At 62.1% G+C, this 21,996-nt stretch carries 14 protein-coding genes; 3 read left to right on the top strand and 11 right to left on the bottom strand.

All coding sequences use genetic code 11. The features are described 5' to 3' along the window. Positions 1 to 78: 78 nt before the first annotated feature. The 6 genes from Q5Q88_RS04215 to Q5Q88_RS04240 form a co-directional block, all read right to left on the bottom strand. The gene (locus Q5Q88_RS04215) at positions 79 to 525 is read right to left on the bottom strand and encodes a GatB/YqeY domain-containing protein (RefSeq protein ID WP_302741933.1); all 447 of its coding nucleotides are present in this window, start codon (positions 523 to 525) and stop codon (positions 79 to 81) included. Positions 526 to 534: 9 nt separating this feature from the next. Next, positions 535 to 1,743, bottom strand: coding sequence for a peptidylprolyl isomerase (locus Q5Q88_RS04220; protein ID WP_294123362.1), 1,209 nt, complete (start codon positions 1,741 to 1,743; stop codon positions 535 to 537). A gap of 214 nt (positions 1,744 to 1,957) precedes the next feature. Continuing rightward, a complete protein-coding gene (locus Q5Q88_RS04225) occupies positions 1,958 to 6,898 on the bottom strand; it encodes a discoidin domain-containing protein (protein ID WP_302741935.1) in 4,941 nt (1,646 codons plus the stop codon). 518 nt (positions 6,899 to 7,416) lie between these two features. After that, entirely contained in the window at positions 7,417 to 8,073 is a 657-nt protein-coding gene (gene purN / locus Q5Q88_RS04230) for a phosphoribosylglycinamide formyltransferase (protein ID WP_233546015.1), read from the bottom strand. Positions 8,074 to 8,227: 154 nt separating this feature from the next. Then, positions 8,228 to 9,334: a phosphoribosylformylglycinamidine cyclo-ligase gene (gene purM / locus Q5Q88_RS04235; protein ID WP_302741937.1), complete on the bottom strand. Its 1,107-nt coding sequence runs from the start codon at positions 9,332 to 9,334 to the stop codon at positions 8,228 to 8,230. Positions 9,335 to 9,594: 260 nt separating this feature from the next. Further along, complete coding sequence (locus Q5Q88_RS04240; protein WP_118652171.1) at positions 9,595 to 11,244, bottom strand: amidophosphoribosyltransferase; 1,650 nt, start codon at positions 11,242 to 11,244, stop codon at positions 9,595 to 9,597. 279 nt (positions 11,245 to 11,523) lie between these two features. Here Q5Q88_RS04240 and Q5Q88_RS04245 point away from each other — a divergent pair, with 279 nt between their 5' ends. Then, positions 11,524 to 11,979 (top strand): hypothetical protein, encoded by a 456-nt coding sequence (locus tag Q5Q88_RS04245; RefSeq protein WP_302741940.1) that lies wholly within the window; start codon positions 11,524 to 11,526, stop codon positions 11,977 to 11,979. Positions 11,980 to 11,993: 14 nt separating this feature from the next. Beyond that, positions 11,994 to 13,454 carry a cysteine desulfurase family protein gene (locus tag Q5Q88_RS04250; protein WP_294123370.1) on the top strand — a complete coding sequence of 487 codons (1,461 nt, stop codon included), beginning with the start codon at positions 11,994 to 11,996 and terminating at the stop codon, positions 13,452 to 13,454. 440 nt (positions 13,455 to 13,894) lie between these two features. Here Q5Q88_RS04250 and Q5Q88_RS04255 read toward each other — a convergent pair whose 3' ends face one another. Beyond that, the gene (locus Q5Q88_RS04255) at positions 13,895 to 15,589 is read right to left on the bottom strand and encodes a phospho-sugar mutase (RefSeq protein WP_118652162.1); all 1,695 of its coding nucleotides are present in this window, start codon (positions 15,587 to 15,589) and stop codon (positions 13,895 to 13,897) included. A gap of 281 nt (positions 15,590 to 15,870) precedes the next feature. Between Q5Q88_RS04255 and Q5Q88_RS04260 the strand changes: the two genes are divergently transcribed. Next, complete coding sequence (locus Q5Q88_RS04260; RefSeq protein ID WP_302741943.1) at positions 15,871 to 16,737, top strand: pyridoxamine kinase; 867 nt, start codon at positions 15,871 to 15,873, stop codon at positions 16,735 to 16,737. 115 nt (positions 16,738 to 16,852) lie between these two features. Here the strand turns inward: Q5Q88_RS04260 and Q5Q88_RS04265 are convergent, their stop codons facing one another. The 4 genes from Q5Q88_RS04265 to purD form a co-directional block, all read right to left on the bottom strand. Next, positions 16,853 to 17,761, bottom strand: a complete 909-nt coding sequence (locus Q5Q88_RS04265) for a hypothetical protein (protein ID WP_118652156.1) — start codon at positions 17,759 to 17,761, stop codon at positions 16,853 to 16,855. A 3-nt stretch (positions 17,762 to 17,764) separates the two neighbouring features. Beyond that, positions 17,765 to 19,540, bottom strand: coding sequence for an ABC transporter ATP-binding protein (locus Q5Q88_RS04270; protein WP_118652154.1), 1,776 nt, complete (start codon positions 19,538 to 19,540; stop codon positions 17,765 to 17,767). A gap of 183 nt (positions 19,541 to 19,723) precedes the next feature. Then, positions 19,724 to 20,374, bottom strand: a complete 651-nt coding sequence (locus tag Q5Q88_RS04275; RefSeq protein ID WP_118652635.1) for an NUDIX domain-containing protein — start codon at positions 20,372 to 20,374, stop codon at positions 19,724 to 19,726. Between the two features lie 133 nt (positions 20,375 to 20,507). After that, positions 20,508 to 21,815, bottom strand: a complete 1,308-nt coding sequence (gene purD, locus Q5Q88_RS04280; protein ID WP_118652152.1) for a phosphoribosylamine--glycine ligase — start codon at positions 21,813 to 21,815, stop codon at positions 20,508 to 20,510. Positions 21,816 to 21,996 lie beyond the last annotated feature (181 nt).

The raw sequence follows: 21,996 nt of genomic DNA on the forward strand, positions 1-21,996 counted from the left end.
ACCTCCCATCTCGAGGACTTTATTTTCCAGTCCAAGAAATGGGAGGCAGTTCATTTGCACGTGCCCTTTTTACACGCGCTATGCCAGGCGGGCTCCCACCATCTGCGCGGCGGCGGACTTGTCAAAGTTCCCGTTCGTCGCCTTGGTAAGCGCACCCATCACACGACCCATATCCTTCTTGGACTCCGCGCCGATCTCGGCGATAACCTGGTCAATCAGGGCCGCGAGCTCGTCGCCGGACACCTGAGCGGGCAGCAGGCTCTCGAGCACGGCCACCTGCTCGCGAAGGTTCTCGGTGCGCTCGGAGTTGTTGCCCGCCTTCTCAGACATCTCGAGTGTCTCGTTGGTCTGCTTGAGCGTGCGCTTGATCTGGGCGGTCGTCTCCTCCTCGGTGATCTCATGCGCCCCGCCGCGCGATGCGGCGTTCTTGAGCTCGCCCAGCACCAGACGGGTGACGCCCAAACGAACCTTATCCTTCGCCTTCATAGCGGCGACCATCTCGGCATGAAGCTCTTCGTACGTCATTACTATCCCCTACTCCTCGGAATCCGTGTCCTCGTCCGCTTTCGCCTTGCTCATATCGACGTTATACGGAGCATCCTCGGGCATCTCGTTAATCTTGATGTCGGCCTTGTCAATGTAATCATTCAGCCACGTGGAGTACTTCGCACTCTCCTCCTCGGTCTTGATCTTGCTCGAAATCGCATCACGGATAGCCTCGGGGATCTCGTCAGCGGAAGAAACGCTCTCGACGTTGAACTGATCGGTGCACAGGATGATGTGGTACCCGTAGGTCGTCTTTACCAGACCGCTCATCTGCCCCGTGGAGAGCGCGCTGAGCGCATCCTGATACTCGGTCACAAAGGTGGTGAGCTTATCCCAGCCCACGTCGCCACCGTCATCGGCGGATGAGTCCTCGGAGTACTCTTTCGCCGCATCGGCGAACTCGACCTCGCCGGCGTTCAGCTTGTCAAGCACCTCCTGAGCCTTGGCCTCAACCTCAGCGCTCTCTTCATCAGTTGCATCGTCGGCGACCTTGAACAGGATGTGGGACGAACGACGGGCATCGTTGTAGGTGTCGAGATTCTCATTGATGTAGGAGACGATCTGGTCGTCGGTGGGGTCCTCGACAGATGCGACCTTCTCACGCAGCTTCTCTTGAGCGAGCGAGCTCTTGGTGTTCTCCTGGTAGGTCTCTTTGGTGAACCCGAACTGGGTAATCATATCAACAAAGGTGTCCTCGTCGCCGCCGTAGTTTTCAACCGCCTCGTCCCAGGCCTCGTCAAGGTCATCTTGGGAGACGGTGATGTCGTACTCCTTCTCCGCCTGCGTGAGCAGGTACTGGCGGGCGATGGAATCGATGACGTTCTCGCGATAGCTCTCGGGCGTAAGCCCCTGTTGAGACAAGTACGTCGCCCAGTCTTCATCGCTCTCATACGAGCTCTGGCGCAGGCTCATGATCTGCTCGGTGACGGTGTCTTCCTTAATGTTGACGCCGTTCACGGTTGCCGCGACGCCACCCGTGAGCTTATAGTCCTCCTGGCTCTGCACCTGGTTGAGCACGCCGGAACACGCCATCGCACTCACGGAAAGCAACATGGCGGCGATGCCAATCACCACGAGCACAATCTTGCCTGCTTTGGAAAGCTTTTCCTTGCGCGCCTGCTTCACCTGCTTTTTGCTTGGCGCCGCCTCGGGCACCGGGTCGCGCTTGATCTTGGCGCTTCGTTTACTCACTGCCATTTGAGGTCTTCTTTCGTAGCTCTGTATGGTTCGTCGCTTGGGCGACGAGTCCCGTGTTCACACATTTGGTTATTGTCTCACACGCACTTTTAGATGCGGATGGTATTCGAGCATTCCCACACACTTCCCTTTACGGGGCCCTCAGCACACAAGGCACGGGGCCCTCCGCATGCGCAGAGAGCCCCGTGCCACCAAGGGAGTGCGGGGGACGACGCTAGCGCGTCTTGCGGCTGTGGGCAATCATGACCGCACCTGCCGCAACTGCGATGACGGCAGCTGCGCCCACACCCACCACCAGGAGCATGGAATTGTCTCCGGTGGTCGGCAGTCCGCCGTTGGGCTTGTTCGCGCCAGGCTCATCGGAAGGATCATCGGGCGTCTCGGGAGCAACGGGAGCATCCCCGTCCTCGACCCACTTGGCCGTGAGCATAAGGTCGCTCGTGACCGGCGTGTCGAAGTCCCACTTGTTCTTCCAACCGCCCTTATAGCCATCGGTGAACCAGCCGTCGAACAGATATCCGGCAAGCTCGGGCATGGGCTGAACGGGGACCTTGTCACCCCTCTTGACCACGATTACACGATCCTCATGTCCGGGAATGCGATCGTCGAAGGTGACGGTGAACTCGTCCTCGTCGGGATCGGCTGTCTTCTCGTCAAGACGCAGAGACTCAATTGCCTGAGCGAGCTCGCCCTTGAGTGCGAAGACGGAGTTGACGTCGCCGCTCTGATCGGCAATGACCTTCTCGGCCTCGGCGATCTTGGCCTGCAAGGCATCCCATGTCTCGGCCGTGAAGGCATCGTGCTCGCACGAACCGTCCTTCTGAATGGCCTTCGCGGCGTCAACCAGCGTCTGCAGGGTCGTGTAGTCGGGCTTTACATCGGCGTTGATCAGATTGAGCTCGGCGGCGCTGCCAAAGCCGCCCTTGCCCTCATCGACAACGAGCTTGATCGCCTTTGCCCTGACAGGCTTATCGAAGGTGATGGTTTGCGCACCATCGGCATCCTTCAAAGAACCCTTAGCCACCTCAACCATCGATTCGTCAGTGCCAGCTTCTGATGCCATAACCGTATACTTGAGAACCGTACCGTTACCGTGGCCGCTGCGAGCGGTGTACACCAGTCCGCCAAGCGTCATGACGTCCTCTTTGCTGGTCAGAGTAATGCTATGTGGGCCACTGGGCTTGCTGGGGCTGTACATGCTGTGCCAGTACGTACCAAGGTTGCCATCGAGAACATTTGAGGCCTTACCGTTTTCTCCTTCAGTCTGCTCCGAGTTGGCGGTTGCTGCAAGCTTGCCCTGATCAACAAGCGTGAGGTCGCCTCCCGTCTTGAGCTCGAGCGCGTCAAGCGCGCTCACGATGGCACTCTCATACGAATCGACCGTGGACTGCATGCCCGCAGGCAGGTTCTCGCGGACTTGAGCCCATGCGGCCTGAACGCGCGCAACAGACGCGTCGGTAAAGAGCTCGTTCAACAGTGCTGCGGCGTCACCGTCAAGCTGAAGCTGCGCGTAGGCGTCAAGGCGACAGTAGTCGGCAGCCTCGTAGGAAGGCTTGCCGTCCTGGTCGGTTAGCAGAGCGTTGATCTGCGCAACCAGGTTGTCAATGTCTGCCTTGGCCGGATTGGCGTTCAGGAACAGGGCATATGCCTGCTCAAGAAGTGCGCGCAGCCCGGGGACGTCCTGCTCGGCAAGAACCTTCTCAGCGGTGATGACCGCGTAGTCGAGAGGCATTGTCGAAGCAAGCGGCTCTTCGGAGGCTTCGGTCACGCGTACATCGTCCACATAGCCCTCAAAGGCGTTCGTGGCAGAGCCCAGCGTATTGACCGGGAGCATGCACGTGGCCTTGAGCTTGCCGCGGCTACCGTTACCGGTCGAGCCGATAGTCTCTACTTTCTCGCCGTTGACATACAGCGTAGTGACTTCGAACTCGTTCTTGAACTCAAGCTCAACCCACTCGTCGACCGGCAGGGTGTAGTTGAAGGAGTAATCGCGGTTCTCGCGGGTGATGCCGACCTTGCCGGTGTCCTTCTGAACCGCCTTGATAGCACCGTACTCGGACTCGAACAGAACCTGCTCGTCAGTCGACGCGCTCGTACGCTTAACTTTCACGCGCAGATCGCTGCCCAAACCGAGGGTGGTAAGGGCGTCGTCCTTGACGGACACGTAGGATTCGCCGCCGTTGAGCTTGAGGGCACTGCGGCCGTCAACCTTCTCAATCTTGGCGTTCTCGCCCTCGACAAGGTCGCGTTTCAGGCCAGAGGCGTCCGACAAGTCGTCCATGTTCCACTGAGCGATGGTGCCATCCTCGGTAGTTGCGACGTCGTAACCAAAGTTGCTACCGGGGGCGTCACCGAGCTTGGCAACGATCTCCTTGGCGGCAGCGGTATCAATCGAGCCGCTCTTGCCCCAACTGTTGGCACCGAACAGACCAGCGGAGCGGTTGATGCGGTCATAGATGTCATACTCGGACATGCCGTTTTCCTGGTTGTCGCACATGTCGTTCCAGACGGCAAATGCACCACCGATCATCTGCGGATCGCCAGCGGGAACAGAGTACCCACTAATGCTGTTCAGTCCGTCGGTGTAAGCAGCATCGCCCAGGTAGTCGTAGTAGTACGTTGCATTCGGAACGACGTAGAAGACACCGTCCTGACAGTCGATAAGCTCGAAGCCCAAATCGTACATCTGCTTAAGATCGGCCCAACCAGGGTTCCAAAGATTCATCTGGCGGCGCTGGCCAGACTCGGAGATGCCGCTGACATTAACTGTACCCTTGATGCTCGTGAGGGAACCCCACACACGAGCAGTCTTTCCGTTCCCTTCGGCATACTTGAACATATCGTTCACGAACGTGCGGTATGCGTTGCCGTCGGCACTGTACTCATCCGCGCCAATATGAATGACATCTGAGCCGGCGAAAACGGCATTTTCGCCACCCTTCACGTACTCGTCAAAGATGCTCTGGACGAACTTGAGGCTATCGTTATACAGCGTAGTGAGATTGAGATGGTCGTTCTGGCGTCCATCGGTGCCGTGACGCAGGTCGGGACGCACCTTGGTCAGCGCCAGCGAATGCGCCGGGGTATCGATCTCGGGAATGATGTTCACGCCAAGCGCCTTGGAGTGCTCGATGTACTCCTTGAAGTCGGCCTTGGTGTACCACACGTCGGTGGAGGTGAGGTCGGCCTGGTTCTTGCCGTCGTTGCCGCCCTTCTTGATGTCGGACTCAAGACGGAAGCCAGAGTACGCCTGGAAGACATCCTTCCCCGCTTTGGTGTACTCCTCGAGCGGAATATAGTTGTCGTTCAGGTGAATCTGGAAGTCGTTCAGCTTGAACCATGCCATCTGCTCGGTCATCTGCTTGAGCCAGTCGAGCGTGAAGGTCTTTCGACCCACGTCGAGGATGAGACCGCGCACCTTGTAGAGGGGGTAGTCGCGGGTGGTGCCCACCGGGAAGGTGGAGTTGCCCGTCTTCATGCCCTGGAGGATGGTCTTGCCGCCCCAGTTGGCGCCCGCCACGGCCTCGGCCTTGACGGTGATGCTGTTGGCGCTCGCCTCGAGCAGGTAGCCCTCATCCTTGAGGCCCTGAACCTTGTCGGCGCCGAGCGTGAAGAAGATGTCGCCAGCTTGGGCTGCGGTGCCCTGGACCACCTCGAGCTTAACGCCCGTGATGATTTGGAAATCCGCGGCAAAGTCCTCGGCCATGACCTTGAGCGAGTCCTGACCGTACACTACGCGCTTGGCGGCAGATGCGGCGAACTGTCCCTCGCCACCAACCCACTCGCGGAGCTCAGGCAGAATCTGCGGCGCGGCATTAGCCTCGGCCTTGGCGGTCATGCTGCCGGGGACCTTGACGTCGAACTCCTTGAACGCGTAGTCCGTGTTGTCCTTGGTGTTCTCGATCTTGAAGGAGGCCTTGACGGTCACGTCGGAGATCGGACGGTAGATGGTGCCATTCAGATCGATGACCTGCTCGTAGTCGGTGCCGTTGTACTTGATCTTGTAGCCCTCGGGAACGTCTTCAGGCAGGGTATAGGAGAGCGTCTTGGTGTCGGCAGTGACCTCGGCGACCTTGATGTCGTTGAGGTAGTCCGCAGGCTGCTTCTCGGGCGCAGCGGGCACTTGGTTCCATGCCTCGAACTCCATGCAGGAGACACCATACCCTGTGCTCATACCGGTGACGCGCAGTAGGAGGTAACGACCGGTCGCAGGAGTCTTCAGGGTAATCTCATTGAGACCCTTAGTGTTGTTCTGCTCATTGACAACCGGGGCGCCCCAGCTCTGGTAGTTGTCGCCCTCGGCGTTCCAGACGCTTTCATCGTTGGAGACGTACACCTCGAACTTGGTTGCGTAGTTGGAGGCATCTTCCCACTGGATGTTGAAGTGCTTGATGGTTTCTTCCTTACCCAGATCAACGCGCAGCCACTGGGTCGGCGCGGTCTCGGTCATCCAGCGATCGTTGCTCTTGCTCTCCTTCTTGCCATCGACTGCACGGGCACCGTTCTTGTTGTGGTAGTCCTTGCTGGCCTTGGTGGCCTTCTTGAGTGCGAGGTTGGTTGCCTCGGTAGTCGGCTCATCAGGCGTCTCTGTCTGCTTGTCGGCATATACCTCGAGCTCGTAAATGGAGACCGCATCCCAATCGACGGCATCGCCATACGGGTCATTGCCCGTGAAGCCGGTGATCAGAAGCCGAACATAGCGCGCAGACGTCGTATCGAAATTGATGACGCTCGTCTTGTCCTTGGGGCGCTCGGTCGTCGTATAGACGTCCTTCCAAGTCCACTTGGTCGAGTCGTTATCCTTTGCATCTTCGGCCTTCGCGACCTGGATCTTGAATCCCGTGGCCTTGCGGGCCTCCCAGTAGACCTTTGCGGACGAGACCTTCTCGTCCTTGCCCAGATCAACGTAAATCCAATGCTCGCCATGGCTGGCGTCAACCGCACTACCCCAACGAGACGACTTCGAAGTCGTGTCGCCATCGGTCGCGTTCTTCGCCTTAACCGAATCGGCCTCTTGGCTGTCGGCAACGGCGTTTTTGTTCAGCGCCAAGTTGCCTTCGGCGGCGTACACCTTCTGCGCAGGCAGGAGCATCGTCGCGGCACACAGCGCCGAAAGGCACCACGCGACGACTCCTCCCCAGCGTAGCTTCTTCATACGCATCCCCTTCCGTTTGCGTATCCCCGTCTCGGCAAGGAACCTTACCGGCTGGCGTCCGAGCGCCAATCCGCAGCAACCAACGCCTTGCCGATCCATGGGCATCCCCAACATAGATTGCTTCACTGTACGGATTCACGTTGGTGCGCGTGAAGGAGAAATCCACTCGGATTATGCATCTTCTATTCGATTTTATTCATTTTCTATTGGTTTTTTCAGAAAGATACCAGCTTTGTTGTTATGCATATACAAATGTGCATTTGACACTGAGGGTCTTTCGCCCCCCAATTGTTTAACCCACTAGACAGGAAGGCATTCTAGGGGCTTTCTTCCGATTTTTCTGATTCCCGCCACATTTATGTGAAATGGCAGACGGACGGAATACATCGGTAAACGGCGCACCTTATGGAAGAGCGGTGCTTCAGAAGGAAGCGAGAAGAGAGCTCGAAGGGTCGACCATGGCGAGTTGCAAATAACGCGCGCCGGATAAGACACCGGCGCGCGCTTCTCGTACACGACTAACGCACTTCGACCGTAAGGTTCTCCCGCACGTGGACACGACCATCGGCGAGCATTTGCACCACCTCGGGATACAAAACATGCTCGATGGCGTGGATGTGCTCTTCGAGGGTATCGACGTCCCAGCCCTCCTCGACCACGAGCGCACGCTGGGCGATGATCGGGCCCATATCGTACACCGCGTTGGCAATGTGCACCGTAACGCCCGTCACCTTGACACCGCGATCGAACGCGTCCTGGATACCATGGGCACCCTGGAAACTGGGAAGTAGGGCGGGGTGGATGTTGATCACTCGATCAGGGAACGTGACGAGCAGTGGTGCATGCACCATGCGCATATAGCCCGCCATGATCACGTATTCGCAACCGGCAGCCAGAAGCTCGTGCGCGATGACTTCATCCGCCTGGATGGGGTCGGCATAGGTCTCCTTGGAGAGCGTGAGGGTCTGAATACCCGCAGCCTCGGCGCGCTTGAGGCCGTACGCGGAAGGACGACTCGCCACCACGAGCTTGATCTCCGCGTTGAGCTCGCCGGCATCGATTGCGTCAATAAGCGCCTGGAGGTTGGTGCCCGAGCCCGAGAGCAGCACACCAATGGGCAACGGGGCACGGTCCGCCTGGTCCTGCGCGGCGCGTTCGTCTTGCAGCTCGTTGATACCGGGTCGCGCATGCGAAGCGGCGGTATTTCCGGCATCCACTTCGCGCTCTGCGGCATCGCCAAAAAACGCGTCGCTCGGAAGCGCCTCGGGGGCGAGGGCCGCCTCCTCGATGAGGCGACGGTACTCGTCGGCGGCCGCCTGGGCCTCGTCCCTACTGCTCATCTGCGTACTTCACCTCGCCGGAGCCCGCAACGCAGGTGCCCACGCGGAAGGGCTTCTCGCCCATGGCGACGAGGGCCTCGGTGACTGCGGCCTCATCCTCGGCAGAGACGATGAGCATCAGGCCGACGCCCATGTTGAAGGTCTTGCAGGCCTCGTTGGGCGCGAGCTCCGCATGCTCGGAGATGTAAGTGATGACCGGCGGGACGGCCCAACCCATCTTGGCACCGTCGCGCAGCACGAGGGCGTCAACGTCCTTGGGCAGGGCGCGGTTAAGGTTCTCGGTGATGCCGCCGCCGGTGATGTGGGCGATGGCGTGCACATGCTTGCCGGCCTCGCCGCGGAGCAGCTCGAGGATGGGCTTGACGTAAATGCGGGTGGGAGCCAGCAGCGCGTCGGCGAGGAGGACGCCGGGCGCGACCTCGATGGTCTCGAGCTCAGCCTTCTTGGCCTCTGCCTCGGGCGTGCCCGGCACGATGCCGTCGACGCCGATGACCTTGCGCACGAGCGAGTAGCCGTTGGAGTGGACACCCGTGGACGGCAAGCCGATGATGACATCGCCCTCGCGCACGTTGGCTGGATCGATCATCTTGGGGCGGTCGACGACGCCGACGGTGAAGCCAGCGAGGTCGTAGTCGTCCGGACGCATGACGCCGGGGTGCTCGGCCATCTCGCCGCCCACGAGCGCGCAGCCTGCGAGCTTGCAGCCATCGGCGACGCCCTTGACGATCTTGGCCATGTGCTCAGCCTCGATGTGGCCGATGGCGACATAGTCGAGGAAGAACAGGGGCTCGGCGCCGGAGGCGAGGATGTCGTTCACGCACATGGCGACAAGATCCTGGCCCACAGTCTCGTGACGGTCGAGGATCTGGGCGAGCACGAGCTTGGTGCCCACGCCGTCCGTGCCGGAGATGAGGATCGGATCCTCCATGTCCTTGAGCGCCGCGGCGGAGAATAGGCCGCCAAAGCCGCCGATACCGCCAATGACCTCGGGGCGGTTGGTCTCCGCGACCATCTGCTTGATCGCATCGACCGCGCGGCCGCCCTCGGCGGTGTCGACGCCGGCGTCCTCGTACGTAACGTGCTTGCTCTCGGCCATGTGAGGTTCCTTTCGACCCAGGGAATTCCTAGTACAGCATGATAGCAGGGCACAGCCCGCATCGACCAAACCCCTCAATTGGGAGCGGATGCGGCCAGTCGCGGGCGCCTCGTTGCAGGGCCGCGCGTGCAACGTCGAAAAAATCGCGATTGAAGCGCGTCATTTTCGACATTACACGCGCGCACCCGTTCTATTCGCATTACGCGTGACGCGTGCCAAAGGGACACGTCCCCAATTGGCACGCGACGGCACGCCTCGTCTTAGCCCTCGTGCGCCTCTTCCCAGCTGCGGTCCTCGGCCTTATCAACAACGCACGTCTCGGTCACGAGCTCGGGCTTGGTCAGGTTGCGCGGCACGTATCCCTTGATGAACTTCTCGCGACCGAAGCTCTCGGGAATCGCGACCGGATACTCACCGGTGAAGCAAGCGGTGCAGTAACCCGCCTTGGGTACGCATTCGAGCAAAGCGTCCACAGACAAGAATGCGAGCGTGTCGGCGCCGATGAACTCGCAGACCTCCTCGACCGACTTGGTCGCGGAGATGAGCTGGCTCTGCTCGCCGGTGTCCACGCCGTAGAAGCACGGCCAGATGTCCTCCGGGCAGTTGATGCGGATGTGAATCTCCTTGGCGCCCGCCTGGCGCAGCATGCGGACAAGCTGGACCATGGTGGTGCCGCGCACAATCGAGTCGTCCACGACAACGATGCGCTTGCCCTCGATCACATCGCGCAGAGGATTGAGCTTGAGGCGCACGCCCATGGCTCGCAGCTCCTGCGTGGGCTCAATGAACGTGCGGGCAACGTAGCGGTTCTTGATAAGGCCGGTGCCGTAGGGGATGCCGCTCTCGAAGGCGTATCCCTCGGCGGAGGGCAGGCCGGAGTCGGGCGTGCCGATGACCATGTCGGCTTCAACGGGGCACTCGAGCGCCAGTTTGCGACCCATATCGTAGCGGCAGGCATAGATGGACTTGCCATCCACGATGGAATCGGGACGGGCGAAGTACACCTGCTCGAAGATGCAGTGGGCGCTCTTCTCGGCGGCAGGGACACCCTGCTCGGACACGAGACCCTCGGCGCTGATGCGCAAGATCTCGCCGGGACGGATATCGCGCACGTACTCGGCGCCAATGATGTCGAGCGCGCAGGTCTCGGAGGCAACGACCCAGCCTGCGGTGGAGGCGAGCACCTCATCGCCCACCAAGTCCTCGGCGGACGCGGCATCACTCGGCAGCGCGGAGGCCGCGGCGGCGGCATCGGCGGCGGCGAGGCCCTCGTCGCTGGTCAGACGGCCGAGCACCAGCGGACGAACACCGTGCGGATCGCGGAAGGCGTACAGTGCCTCCTCGTTGATAAGCGCCATGGCGTAGCCGCCACGAATGAGCTCCATCGTCTTGCGGATACCCTCGCGCAGGTGATGCGTCTCCTGCGTGAAGTAGCCGATGAGCTTGACTGCGACCTCGGAGTCGGAATTTGAGTTGAAGGGAACGCCGAGCTCGATGAGCTGACGGCGCAGCTCGTCGGTGTTGACAAGGGTGCCATTATGGGCAAGGGCGACGATGACCTCCCCGATAGTGGCAAGGTGGGGCTGCGATGCCTCCCAACTCTTAGCGCCGGCGGTGCCGTAGCGCACGTGACCCACAGCGAGTTGACCGGGCAGCGAGCAAATGTCGGCGTTGGAGAAAACGCGGCTCACCAGGCCCAGGTCCTTGCGGACCATGACGGTTCCGCCATCGCCCACGGCGATGCCGGCGGATTCCTGGCCGCGGTGCTGCAGAGCGCGCAGGCCGAAATAGGTGAGACGGGCGACGTCGCGGTCGGGCGCCCAAACGCCGAACACGCCGCACTCGTCGTGCGGATGATCGGTGTCGGAATCGAACGCGGTGAATTCGGACAGGTTGGTGTCGAGAGACATGCGGCTTCCCCTCTGGATACCATGCGCGGTCATACGTTGGGAATTATACGCTCGCAAAGCGTTCTGCCTGCGCGCACGCCGAAACGACATGGCTTCGCGACTCAAATCCCATTCATTCAAATCCCATTCATGGCCTCAATTTAGCGCCTGTCCCTCAATTGAGGTCGCGGCGGTATGGTGAAACGGGGCGTTTTGGAACGAACAGCGGCACCACGGGCGCACTCCCGCATGATTCACCATACAATGGCGGTATTACACCCGCTATCCCACGAGGTGGACATGGACGAGCAGAACGCACCGCGCCCAACGGCAGTCCCGCGCGGAGTCTCCGAGGGCGCGCACCAGCGACCCGGTCGCAAGCACATGGGTATCGCAACCAGCGACCCCACCTATCTGCCGCCCGTCGACAACCCTCGAGCACCTGCGAGCAATCGCGAGACGCACACACCCAGACGCAAGGCATCGCTTGGAAAGGGTGGTTCCGCCCAGGCGAGTGGCGGCACGGCACGCACGGGCGGATACATCCCGCCGAGCAGTCCCACGCTGCAGGTTCGCGGGCGCGGCGGCGAGCAGGGCCTCGGCCAGCCGAGCAGCTATATTTCTCAGCCTAAAAAAGGGCGATCCATCTTCGTGTCCCGGCATGATCGCGCACGCAAACGCGTGCAGCTCCTCCTGTTCATCTTGATACTTGCCGCCATCGCCCTCGCCCTGTTCTGGTTCTTCGTTCTTCGATAGCGCCATTGACCGCCATGACCAACGCCAACGAACCCTATGTGTACGCCGACAGTGCGGCAACCACACCGCTCTCGCCCCGTGCGCTTGAGGCGATGATGCCGTACCTGACCACGAAGTTCGGCAACCCAAGCGGGATCCATCGCATGGCGCGCGAGACGGCCAGCGCGCTCGACGGAGCACGCAACGACATGGCGCGCCTCCTTGGGGCGGCGAACGCGTCGGACATCTTCTTCACGAGCGGCGGATCCGAGTCGGACAACTGGATACTACGCGGCGCCGTGCAGCGCTACCGGGACCTCTACGGAGCGGCTACGCCCGTTCGGATTGTCACGAGCGCCATCGAGCACCATGCGATCCTCCACTGCTGCGAGGCGCTCGAGCGGGAAGGAGTCCAGGTGACGCACCTGCCCGTTGATCGCCAGGGGCTCGTGCACGCCGAGGATCTCGAAGAGGCACTCACCGCCAACGAACGCGCCGCCGCATGCGGTATCGAGGCTCCCGGATTCGCCGCGGCTCCCGGGCACACCACTGCCTCCGCGGGCGGCGATGCCCCTGGACTCGCCACCCCGCCCGCCACCGCCTTGGTCTCGATCATGCTTGCGAACAACGAGGTCGGCACCATCGAACCCATCCGCGAGCTCGCCGCCGTTGCCCACGCCCACGGTGCTCCCTTCCACACCGATGCGGTGCAGGCCGTGGGGCACATCCCCGTCGACGTGCAAGAACTGGGCATCGACGCCCTTTCGCTCTCCGCGCACAAGTTCCACGGCCCACGTGGCGTTGGGGCGCTCTATCTGCGCAAGGGCTTCTCCATTCCACCGCTCATCACCGGCGGGGCCCAGGAACGCGGTGAGCGCGCCGGTACCGAGAACGTCGCAGGCATTGTGGGCATGGTCACCGCCCTCGAGGAAGCGTGCGAAACGCTCCGGTCCGACATCCTGCGCATCTCATCCTTACGCGATGAGCTCGTTCGCCACCTTCTCGGCGAGGTCGAGGACATGGCCCTCACCGGCACGCCAATCAAATGCACCTCAGCCGATGGCACGAAAACTCCGTGCACCCCGGCCTGCGATGCGTCTGCCCTCCCGGACCGCAATGCACCAGTCTCCCGCGCCACGGATGACGGCGCGACCGGCGAACCCAGCGGTGCCTCCGACGGAGAGGCCCTAGACTGCTCTCCCTCAATCGGCCGTCTCCCCTCGATCGCATCCTTCACCTGCGACGACGTTGACGGCGAGCTCCTCGTGGTCCTGCTCGACCGGGCAGGCGTCGCGGCGGCAACCGGTTCTGCCTGTTCCACCGGCTCAACCGAACCTTCGCACGTACTCACTGCCATGGGGATTCCCGCGCAGCGCGCCCGCGGTGCGCTGCGCCTTTCGCTCGCGAGCGACATCACCGCCGAGGACGTCACCCTCCTCAGCAAGCGCATCCCCGCCTGCATCCGCAAAGCGCGCCTCATCAGCTCCATACGGTAAAGGACGGTGGTCGAAAGCGCGGTTGCCGAACGGGCAGCTGTCGGACGACGGCCCTCCGTCCATCAGCTCGCCCATCAACCCGCTCTCATCATCGGGCTTCACAGCCCCTCGCGGTCGGCATGGCCACGCCGACCGCCAAGTTCGATGAGGTTTTTCGTATCAATTTTGCAATTCCGCGAGTACAAGGTAATTTCAGCTGAGTCCGACCTGCGTTTTTCATTGCAAACCATGTCTGCTACCAACCGAAATTAAAAATCAATACGAAAAACCTCACCCAACTCGCGCTCGGCGCGTCTCAACCGCCCGCCACGCGCCCCAAGCGCAGCCGAACATCAAAAGACGGGCCGCCCGCAAAAGCGAGCGGCCCGTCTTCAGTTCCAGGACACGCGCGAAAACGCATGTATAAAACGCACCCGTCCCTAATTGCACATCACTGCGCGCTAGGACAGCAGCTTGCGGCCATCTTCCTCGATTGCGGCAATGAGTGCATCGGCGGCCGCGGCGTCCTCACCCTTGGCAAAGATGTAGAGCTTGATCTTGGGCTCGGTGCCGGAGGGACGCACGATGGCCTTGTTGCCGCCCTCGAGGTCGAACTCGATAACGTCGGCCTTGGGCAGGCCATTCACGCAGTTCGCGTAGTCCACGACCGCCTCGACCTTGGCGCCGGCGATCTCAGAGGGGGCCTCAGCGCGCAGGGCTTTCATGATGCCTGTCATCTTGGCGGCGCCGTCGGCGCCGGGATAGCTCAGCGAGACGGTCTTGTTGTGATAGTAGCCGTACTTCTCATACAGCGCGCGCATGGCCTGAACCAGGTTGAGGCCCTGCAGTTTGTAGTACTGGGCCATCTGGCAGATGAGCATGGAGGCATTGACGGCGTCCTTGTCGCGCACGTGGTCGCCGGACAGATAGCCGTAGCTCTCCTCGAAGCCAAAGATGAAGCGGTCGACCTCGCCGGCATCGGACAGACCGGTGATGATGTCGCCGATGTACTTGAAGCCGGTGAGGCAGCGGCGCAGCTCAAAGCCGTACTCCTCGGCCAGCGCGTCAACCATGGCAGAGGACACGATGGTGGTGACGGCGACCTTGCGGGAGAGATCCTCGCCACGCTCGGCGCGCATCTTGCAGATGTAGTCGAGCAGCAGGACGCCCATCTCGTTGCCGGTCAGCAACGTGTAGTCGTCACCATCGGCACAGGCCACGCCCACACGATCGGCGTCGGGGTCGGTCGCGAGTAGCAAGTCGGGTTTGACCTCCTGGCACAGATCGATGCCCTTCTGCATGGCCTCGCGGATCTCGGGGTTGGGATACGGACAGGTGGGGAAGTCGCCGTCCGGGTCGCGCTGCTCGGGGACCACGGTGATGTCGGTCACGCCAACCTTATTGAGGACGGTGGTGACCGGAATCAGACCCGTGCCGTTGAGCGGCGTGTACACGAGCTTGAGCGGGGCGTTGGCGATCTGCTCGGGCGTGAGGTTGTTCACGGACTTGGCGGCCACGGCGTCGTAGTAGGCGTCCAGCACCTCGTCGCCAATCCACTTGACCAGGCCCTGCTCGACGGCGGCGTCGAAGTCCATGGTCTTGACGTCATGGAACGGGTCGCACGCGTTCATGGCGGCGGAGATGGCGTCAGCGGCCTCAGAGGTGATCTGGCAGCCGTCGGGGCCGTAGGCCTTGTAGCCGTTGTAGGCGGCGGGGTTGTGGCTCGCGGTCATGCAGATGCCGCCGGAGCACTCGAGGTAGCGGGTGGCCCAGGAGAGCGTGGGCACCGGGGAAATCTTGGGGTAGACGTAGGAGGTCACGCCGTTGGCGGCCAGAATAGCGGCCGTGGTCTTCACGAACAGCTCACCGTTATTGCGGCTATCGCGCGCGATAGCGACCGTGGGGTTCTCGAAGTTCTTCACCAGGTAGTCGGCGAAGCCCTGCGTGGCGCGGCCGACGGTGTAGATGTTCATGCGGTTGGTGCCGGCCCCCAGCGTGCCGCGCAAGCCCGCAGTGCCGAATGCGAGGTCCTGGAAGAACGCATCGGTGATCGCGCTCTCGTCGCCCGCCTCCTTCATCGCCTTCAGCTCGGCGAGAAGCCCTTCATCAGTGACATTCTCGATCCACGTGGCGAGAAGCTCATGCACATCAGCCATGGTCTTACCTTTCCCAATCCAACTTACCGTGCGGCGCCCGCCCAAAACGGGCGCGGATATCTGCATCATACGCCCTCATGCCGCCAGGCGTGGCAAATTCCCCGAGTCGCAAGCGGAATATTCGGTGAGGGGTCAAAAGGGTAAATGGCGCGATTTTCCCAACTCACATCTAGCCCAAATGCAAGATGAACATTTGTAAAACTCCTACGTACCTTATCGGGAATTGACCTATCCTGTTGAGCCGTACGCTGGTCCATAAGTCCGCGGAAAGGAATTGAATCATGACCAAACTCTATCAGCGTGAAGGCGCGTACATTCCGCGCGTGGCGGCCGTGCACGACATGTGCGGTTACGGCAAGTGCTCACTCGGCGTGGCGATCCCCGTGCTCAGTGCGGCGGGCGTCGACGTCTGCCCGGTGCCCACGGCCCTCTTTAGCGCCCACACCAAGTTCCCCGTCTTCCACATGCACGACACCACCGACATGCTCGAGGCCTACCTCGACGCCTGGCGCGAGGAGAACGTGGAGCTCGACGGCGTGTATTCGGGCTTCCTTGGCTCGGCCGAGCAGGTCGCCGTCATCCAGCGCCTGTACCGCGAGTACCCGAACGCCCTGCGCATCGTCGACCCCGTCATGGGCGACGGTGGCGTGAAGTACCCCACCTACACCGACGAGTTGTGCAAGGCCATGTCCGCGCTCGTCGACGGCGCCGACGTCCTCACACCCAACCTCACCGAGGCGTCCATCCTCACGGGCATCCCCTACGAGGATCAGGACGTCTCCATTGATTTCGTGCAGAAAAACGCCAGCGCCCTACTCGACATGGGCGCCAAGACCGTCGTCATCAAGGGCGTCGTGCACGAGGGCGAGCCCATCATCCGCAACTACATCGCGAGCGCAGCCGACGGCGGCGCCGTGGAGGAGGTCTCCAGTGAGCTTCTCCCCTACATGCTCCATGGCACGGGTGACCTGTTCGCCAGCGCGCTAACCGCCGCCATCTACACCGGCCGTACCACGCGCGAGGCCGTTGAGTTCGCGGGCGACCTCGTCCGCGACGCCATGCGTGTGACCGTTGAGCAGCCCGATTTCGAGATGCGCGGCGTCTCCTTCGAGCCCACCCTCGGCAAGGTCGCAGCTCTGCTGGGCTAAGCCCGCGTGCGCCGCACCCGCGGTGCACCCCTGGGTGTGCCAAAGGGGCACGTCCCCAATTGGCACGCCAAATGCCCCGGACCGGACTGGCACGGCCGACGCCGCGGCCCGCTCCCTACTCCGCCAACAGGGCGTCTTTGTCGCGCAGGGTGAGTTCCTCGTCGATCTCGCTCTGCGTGGCGCCGGGGTTCTCCGTGAGCGAGCTCACCGAATTCACCTGCTCCTGAATAGCCTCGGCAAGGTCGTCATCCATACCGATGATCTTGAGCTCCCAGTCGATGTTCGTCGGCGTGCTCGACTGCGACTTGGTCCACACAAACGTGAGCATCGCGCGACGCGTTCCACGCGCGGGAACAAAGCCGAACAGGCTATCGTGCTGATACGCGCCTTTGCTATCCACAAGCGCGTACACGTTGTAGACAACACGGTTGATCTTATCGTTGAGCAGCGCGTTGGTCGCCAAGGCGCTCGCCTGAATCTGCGAGTTCGACAGAATCTCAAGCTCGTTGCGCGAATCCGTGTCCACCACGGAGACCTCGACCGCTCCGGTCTTCTCGCTCGCCTCATCCACCGTGAAATCGTCGGGAAACTGCGTGAAGCCGTTACCCCACTCCACGCCCGATTCCATTGCGTGCGAGACCGTGTCGACGTTGGTGCGCTCGGACAGGTTCGCCGTGTTCAGGCGCCTGCTCACGCCGTACACGATCTGCATGCCCATCACAAACACGAATACGCCCAGGATAACCGCAATGGCAGTGCGGGAAATCGCCTTACTTACCTGCGAGCCCGACGGATCTTGCTCTGACAGCGGGTCGATTTTGCCGGCACGCGCCTGCGAGCGCTCGTGGTCGGCGGCATCGCGCTCAGCTTCCGCGGCCTCGCCCGCCGTCCGTCGCGCGAGCAGCCGACGCTTGAGCCTCCCCTCGCGCGCTGCTGCTCGATTGGGATCGAGTACGCCAGAGGAATCGAGTTCGGAAAAAAGCTCCTCCGCCTCGTCGGGTGTCATATTGTGCTTGCTGCTCATCGCCTACCTCACGTCGCGCGCCCGCGTGCCCTCAAACTGCATCCGATAGTAACGGGCATACGTACCGCCGCGCGCGAGAAGCTCGTCGTGCGTGCCGCGCTCCACAACGCGACCATGCTCAACCGTCGCGATTTCATCCGCGTTTTTAATGGTGGAGAGACGGTGCGCGATGATGATCGTGGTGCGGTCGGCAGCAAGGCGCTCGAGAGATTCCTGAACGGCCTCCTCGCTCTCGTTGTCGAGGGCAGAGGTCGCCTCGTCCAAGATTAGGATCGCGGGGTTCTTGAGGAACACGCGCGCAATGGCCACGCGCTGCTTCTGGCCTCCGGAAAGGCGACTGCCGCGCTCTCCCACCAGCGTGTCGTATCCCTCAGGCAAGCTGGCAATGAAATCATGGATGTTCGCTTTACGCGCCGCGTCCTCGATCTCCTTGTCCGTCGCGCCCGGGCGGCCGTAGGCGATGTTCTCGCGCAGCGTGCCGTCGAACAGATAGACGTCCTGCTGCACCAAACCGATGGCGCGGCGCAGGCTCTTTTGCGTCACCGAGCGCACGTCCTGGCCGTCAATGGAAATCGAGCCGGACGTCACATCGTAAAAACGCGGAAGCAGCGAACACGTGGTGGACTTACCGCCACCGGAGGGCCCCACGAGCGCGATCGTCTCGCCCGGGCGAATGCTGAGGCTCATGTGGTCGATGACCGGTCGCTCGCGCTCGGCGCCGTCCTCTCCGATCTCGGCGTCGGGGTAGGAGAAGCAGACGTCGCGATACTCGATGGCGCCCTGGCGTACCTGCAGCTCGGTAGCACCGGGCCTATCCTGGATGTCGGGGGCTGTCTGCAGCACTTCGTCCATGCGGTGGAAACCTGCGGCGGCCTTCTGGAAGTTCTCCGTGGAGTTCACGAGCGTCTCGATGGGTGTGGCGAACAGCGAGATGTACAGCGCGAACGTCGCCATGTCGACGGCCGTCATCTGCCCCTGAGCCACCAGATAGCCGCCGAGCACCACGATGGTCACGTACAGCACGCCAGTCATGAGCGCGCTGGTGGCCTGGTAACTTCCCATCACGTGGTACTGCGCGACCTTGGAGTCGAGATAACGGTCGTTGGAGGCGCGGAACTTGGCGCGCTCCGTTTCCTCGTTGGCAAACGACTTCACCACGCGCATCCCGGCGAGCGAGTCTTGGAGCTGCGCATTCACGTCGGAAATGCGATGGCGGTTGTCGGCGAACACGGCGCGCATATGGAAGTTCTGGCGCACCATGATCACAACGAACACGGCGGTGATGAGTGCCATCGCGCCCGCCAGCACCGGAGAAATGGTGAAGAGGATCACGAAGGCGCCGATGATCTCGATACCGCAGATGATGATCCACTCGGGCACGTGGTGCGCCGCCTCGCAGATGTCGAACAGGTCGTTGACCACGCGGCTCATCATGTCGCCGGAGTTGTGGGCGTCGAAATAGGCGAAGCTGAATCGCTCGTACTGGTCGAACAGCTCCTCGCGCATACGCGACTCCATGCGGGCGCCCATGATGTGGCCCTGCGCCGACACGAAGTACCGGCACGCGCAGCGAATCGCGTAGAGAATGATGAGGCCAGCGGCGATATACCCCAGCGCGCCCATAATGGCGGCCTGCCCCTCGGTGAACAGCCCGTTGGTCAGGCCGCGCAGGATGCTCGGAAACGCCAAGTCAATGCCAGCAAGCACCAGTGCACACAGCGTGTCCGCAATAAAAAGCCCCTTCTCGGGCCCATAATAGGAAAGAAACCGTTTGAACATAGGCAAAGCCCTCAACAAACCCTTCACTCTAGCAAACCCGACCGTCCCACGGGCGCTCTCCCCCGCGCCGCAATCTCGCCGAGCAGGTCAACGCAGGTGGCGGGGGAGGGTTTTTGCGCCTGGGCGATTCCGCAGGAACGAGGACCAGCCCAGGTGTAAATACCCTCCCCCGCCGCCGGCCAGCTACAGCCGATGCGAGATCGCGTCGCAGGCGAGCGCGCCCACGACGGTCTTTGCGTCCTCGATCTTGCCGTCGAGCACCGCATCGATGAGCTCCGCAAGCGGCACCAGGTCCACGTTCACGAACTCGTCGTCATCCGGGTGCGCGCCGGCAAACGTGAGTCCCGTGGCCATGTAGATGTGAATGACCTCATCGCAAAAGCCGGGCGTGGTCGCAATCGTGGTGAGGTACTGAATGCGCGATGCCTTAAAGCCTGTTTCTTCAAGCAGCTCGCGCTTTGCGCATTCGATCGGGTCCTCGCCCGGATCGAGCTTTCCGGCGGGTATCTCAACCGTCACGCGATCAATCGCCGTGCGATACTGACGCACCAGCACAATCTTGCCGCTTGAGGTGAGCGCAACCACGGCGGAGGCACCCGGATGCCGAACCAGATCGCGACCAGCGATGCGCCCGTTCGGCAGCTCGACCTGAGCGCTGCGCACATCGAGGAACTTGCCCTTCCAGGCCTGCTCCTCCGAGAGGATGCGCTCGTGCAGCCCAGCATCGCGCGGATCGTCGTCGCCGAGCACCAAGGCGGGCTCGGTCTGCTCCATCTCGTTAGCCTCCGCTTCAACGACCTCGGCTTCGAACTCCTCGTTCCGCCCTTCGTCCATCATCGTCATCCTCCTACTTGCATCTTTGAAATGAGAGGTAGGAATGTCGAAAAAACGTCGAAATTTGACGCCGATTTTCGACATTCCTACCCTCTTCGTCCCATGAGAGCGGTCAGCGCAAAGTACGGCGACCCTATGCGTCCCAGGCGTCGCGGCCGCGCAGGGCGCGCAGACCGATGTCGTGACGAAGCGTCTTGCCCTCGAAGTCGATCTTATCGCAGGCAGCGTACGCCAAGTCGCGGGCGGCCTCAAAGGTGTCGCCCAACGCCGTCACGTCGAGCACGCGGCCGCCCGAGGTCACGAGCTCGCCGGCGTCGGTCATGGCGGTGCCGGCGTGGTACACGGTCACGTTCTCCATGGCCTCGGCATCCTCGATACCGGTGATGGCCTTGCCCTTTTCGTACGAACCGGGGTAGCCGGCGCTCGTGAGAACCACGGAGACGGCCCACTCGTCGCGCCACTCAAGCTCGATCTCATCCAAACGACGCTCGGCGCAGGCCAGCATGACCTCGACCAGGTCGCTCTTAAGGCGCGGCATGAGGACCTCAGTCTCGGGGTCGCCAAAGCGCGCGTTGTACTCGATCACCTTGGGGCCCTGGGGCGTGAGCATGAAGCCGCCGTACAGGCAGCCACGATAGTCGATGCCCTCACGCTGCGTGGCGGCGATGGTCTCCTCGAGGATGCGGCACATCTCGGCATGCTCCTCGGGCGTCACGATCGGCACCGGGCTGTACACGCCCATGCCGCCGGTATTGGGGCCCAAATCGCCCTCGAGGGCGCGCTTGTGGTCCTGCGAGGTGGCCATGGGGCGAACCGTCTTGCCGTCGGTGAAGGCCAGCAACGTGCACTCGGGGCCGGTGAGCATCTCCTCAATGACCACGGTGCTGCCCGCGTCGCCAAAGGCGCCGTCGAAGCACCCGTGCACGGCGTTCAGCGCCTCGTCGAGTGTGAGCGCCACCACGACGCCCTTGCCTGCCGCAAGGCCATCGGCCTTCACGACCACCGGGGCGCCCTGCTCGCGCACGTACGCAAGTGCCTCATCCTCGCTGGTAAAGGAGCCGTACGCCGCTGTGGGAATGCCGGCGCGGGCCATGAGCTCCTTGGAGAAGCGCTTGGAGCCCTCAAGCTGAGCACCCTCGGCACCCGGGCCAAAGCACGGGATGCCAGCTGCGCGCACCGCGTCGGCGACGCCCACCACGAGCGGAGCCTCGGGGCCAATGACGACCAAGCCGCAGCCGGTCTCGCGGGCGAAGTCCGCCACGGCGGCGGGGTCCTCGGCATCAAGCGCCACGTTCTCGCCCACGGCAAGCGTTCCGCCATTGCCCGGGGCGATGTACAGGGTGCCGCAAAGCGGGGACTCGGCAAGCTTCGCCGCCAGGGCGTGCTCGCGACCGCCGCTGCCGAGCAGCAGGATGTCGATAGTGTTCTCGGTTGCGCTCATGCGTCCTCCTTATGCACGAACGGGCCCCAAACGGAGCCCGCTCAAAATTAACTCAACCAGAGATGTATCTCAGGTCCGAGGTAACGGGCTTTCCAGGTGCCGAAGATCGGGGTGAACGAGGAGGGAGCACGCCTAGCGTGCGGCGACCGACGAGTGAACCCCGAGCTTCGGGTGGCTGGGA

Origin of the sequence: uncultured Collinsella sp. (assembly GCF_959026545.1) — a bacterium.
In the GTDB taxonomy this organism is placed as follows: domain Bacteria; phylum Actinomycetota; class Coriobacteriia; order Coriobacteriales; family Coriobacteriaceae; genus Collinsella.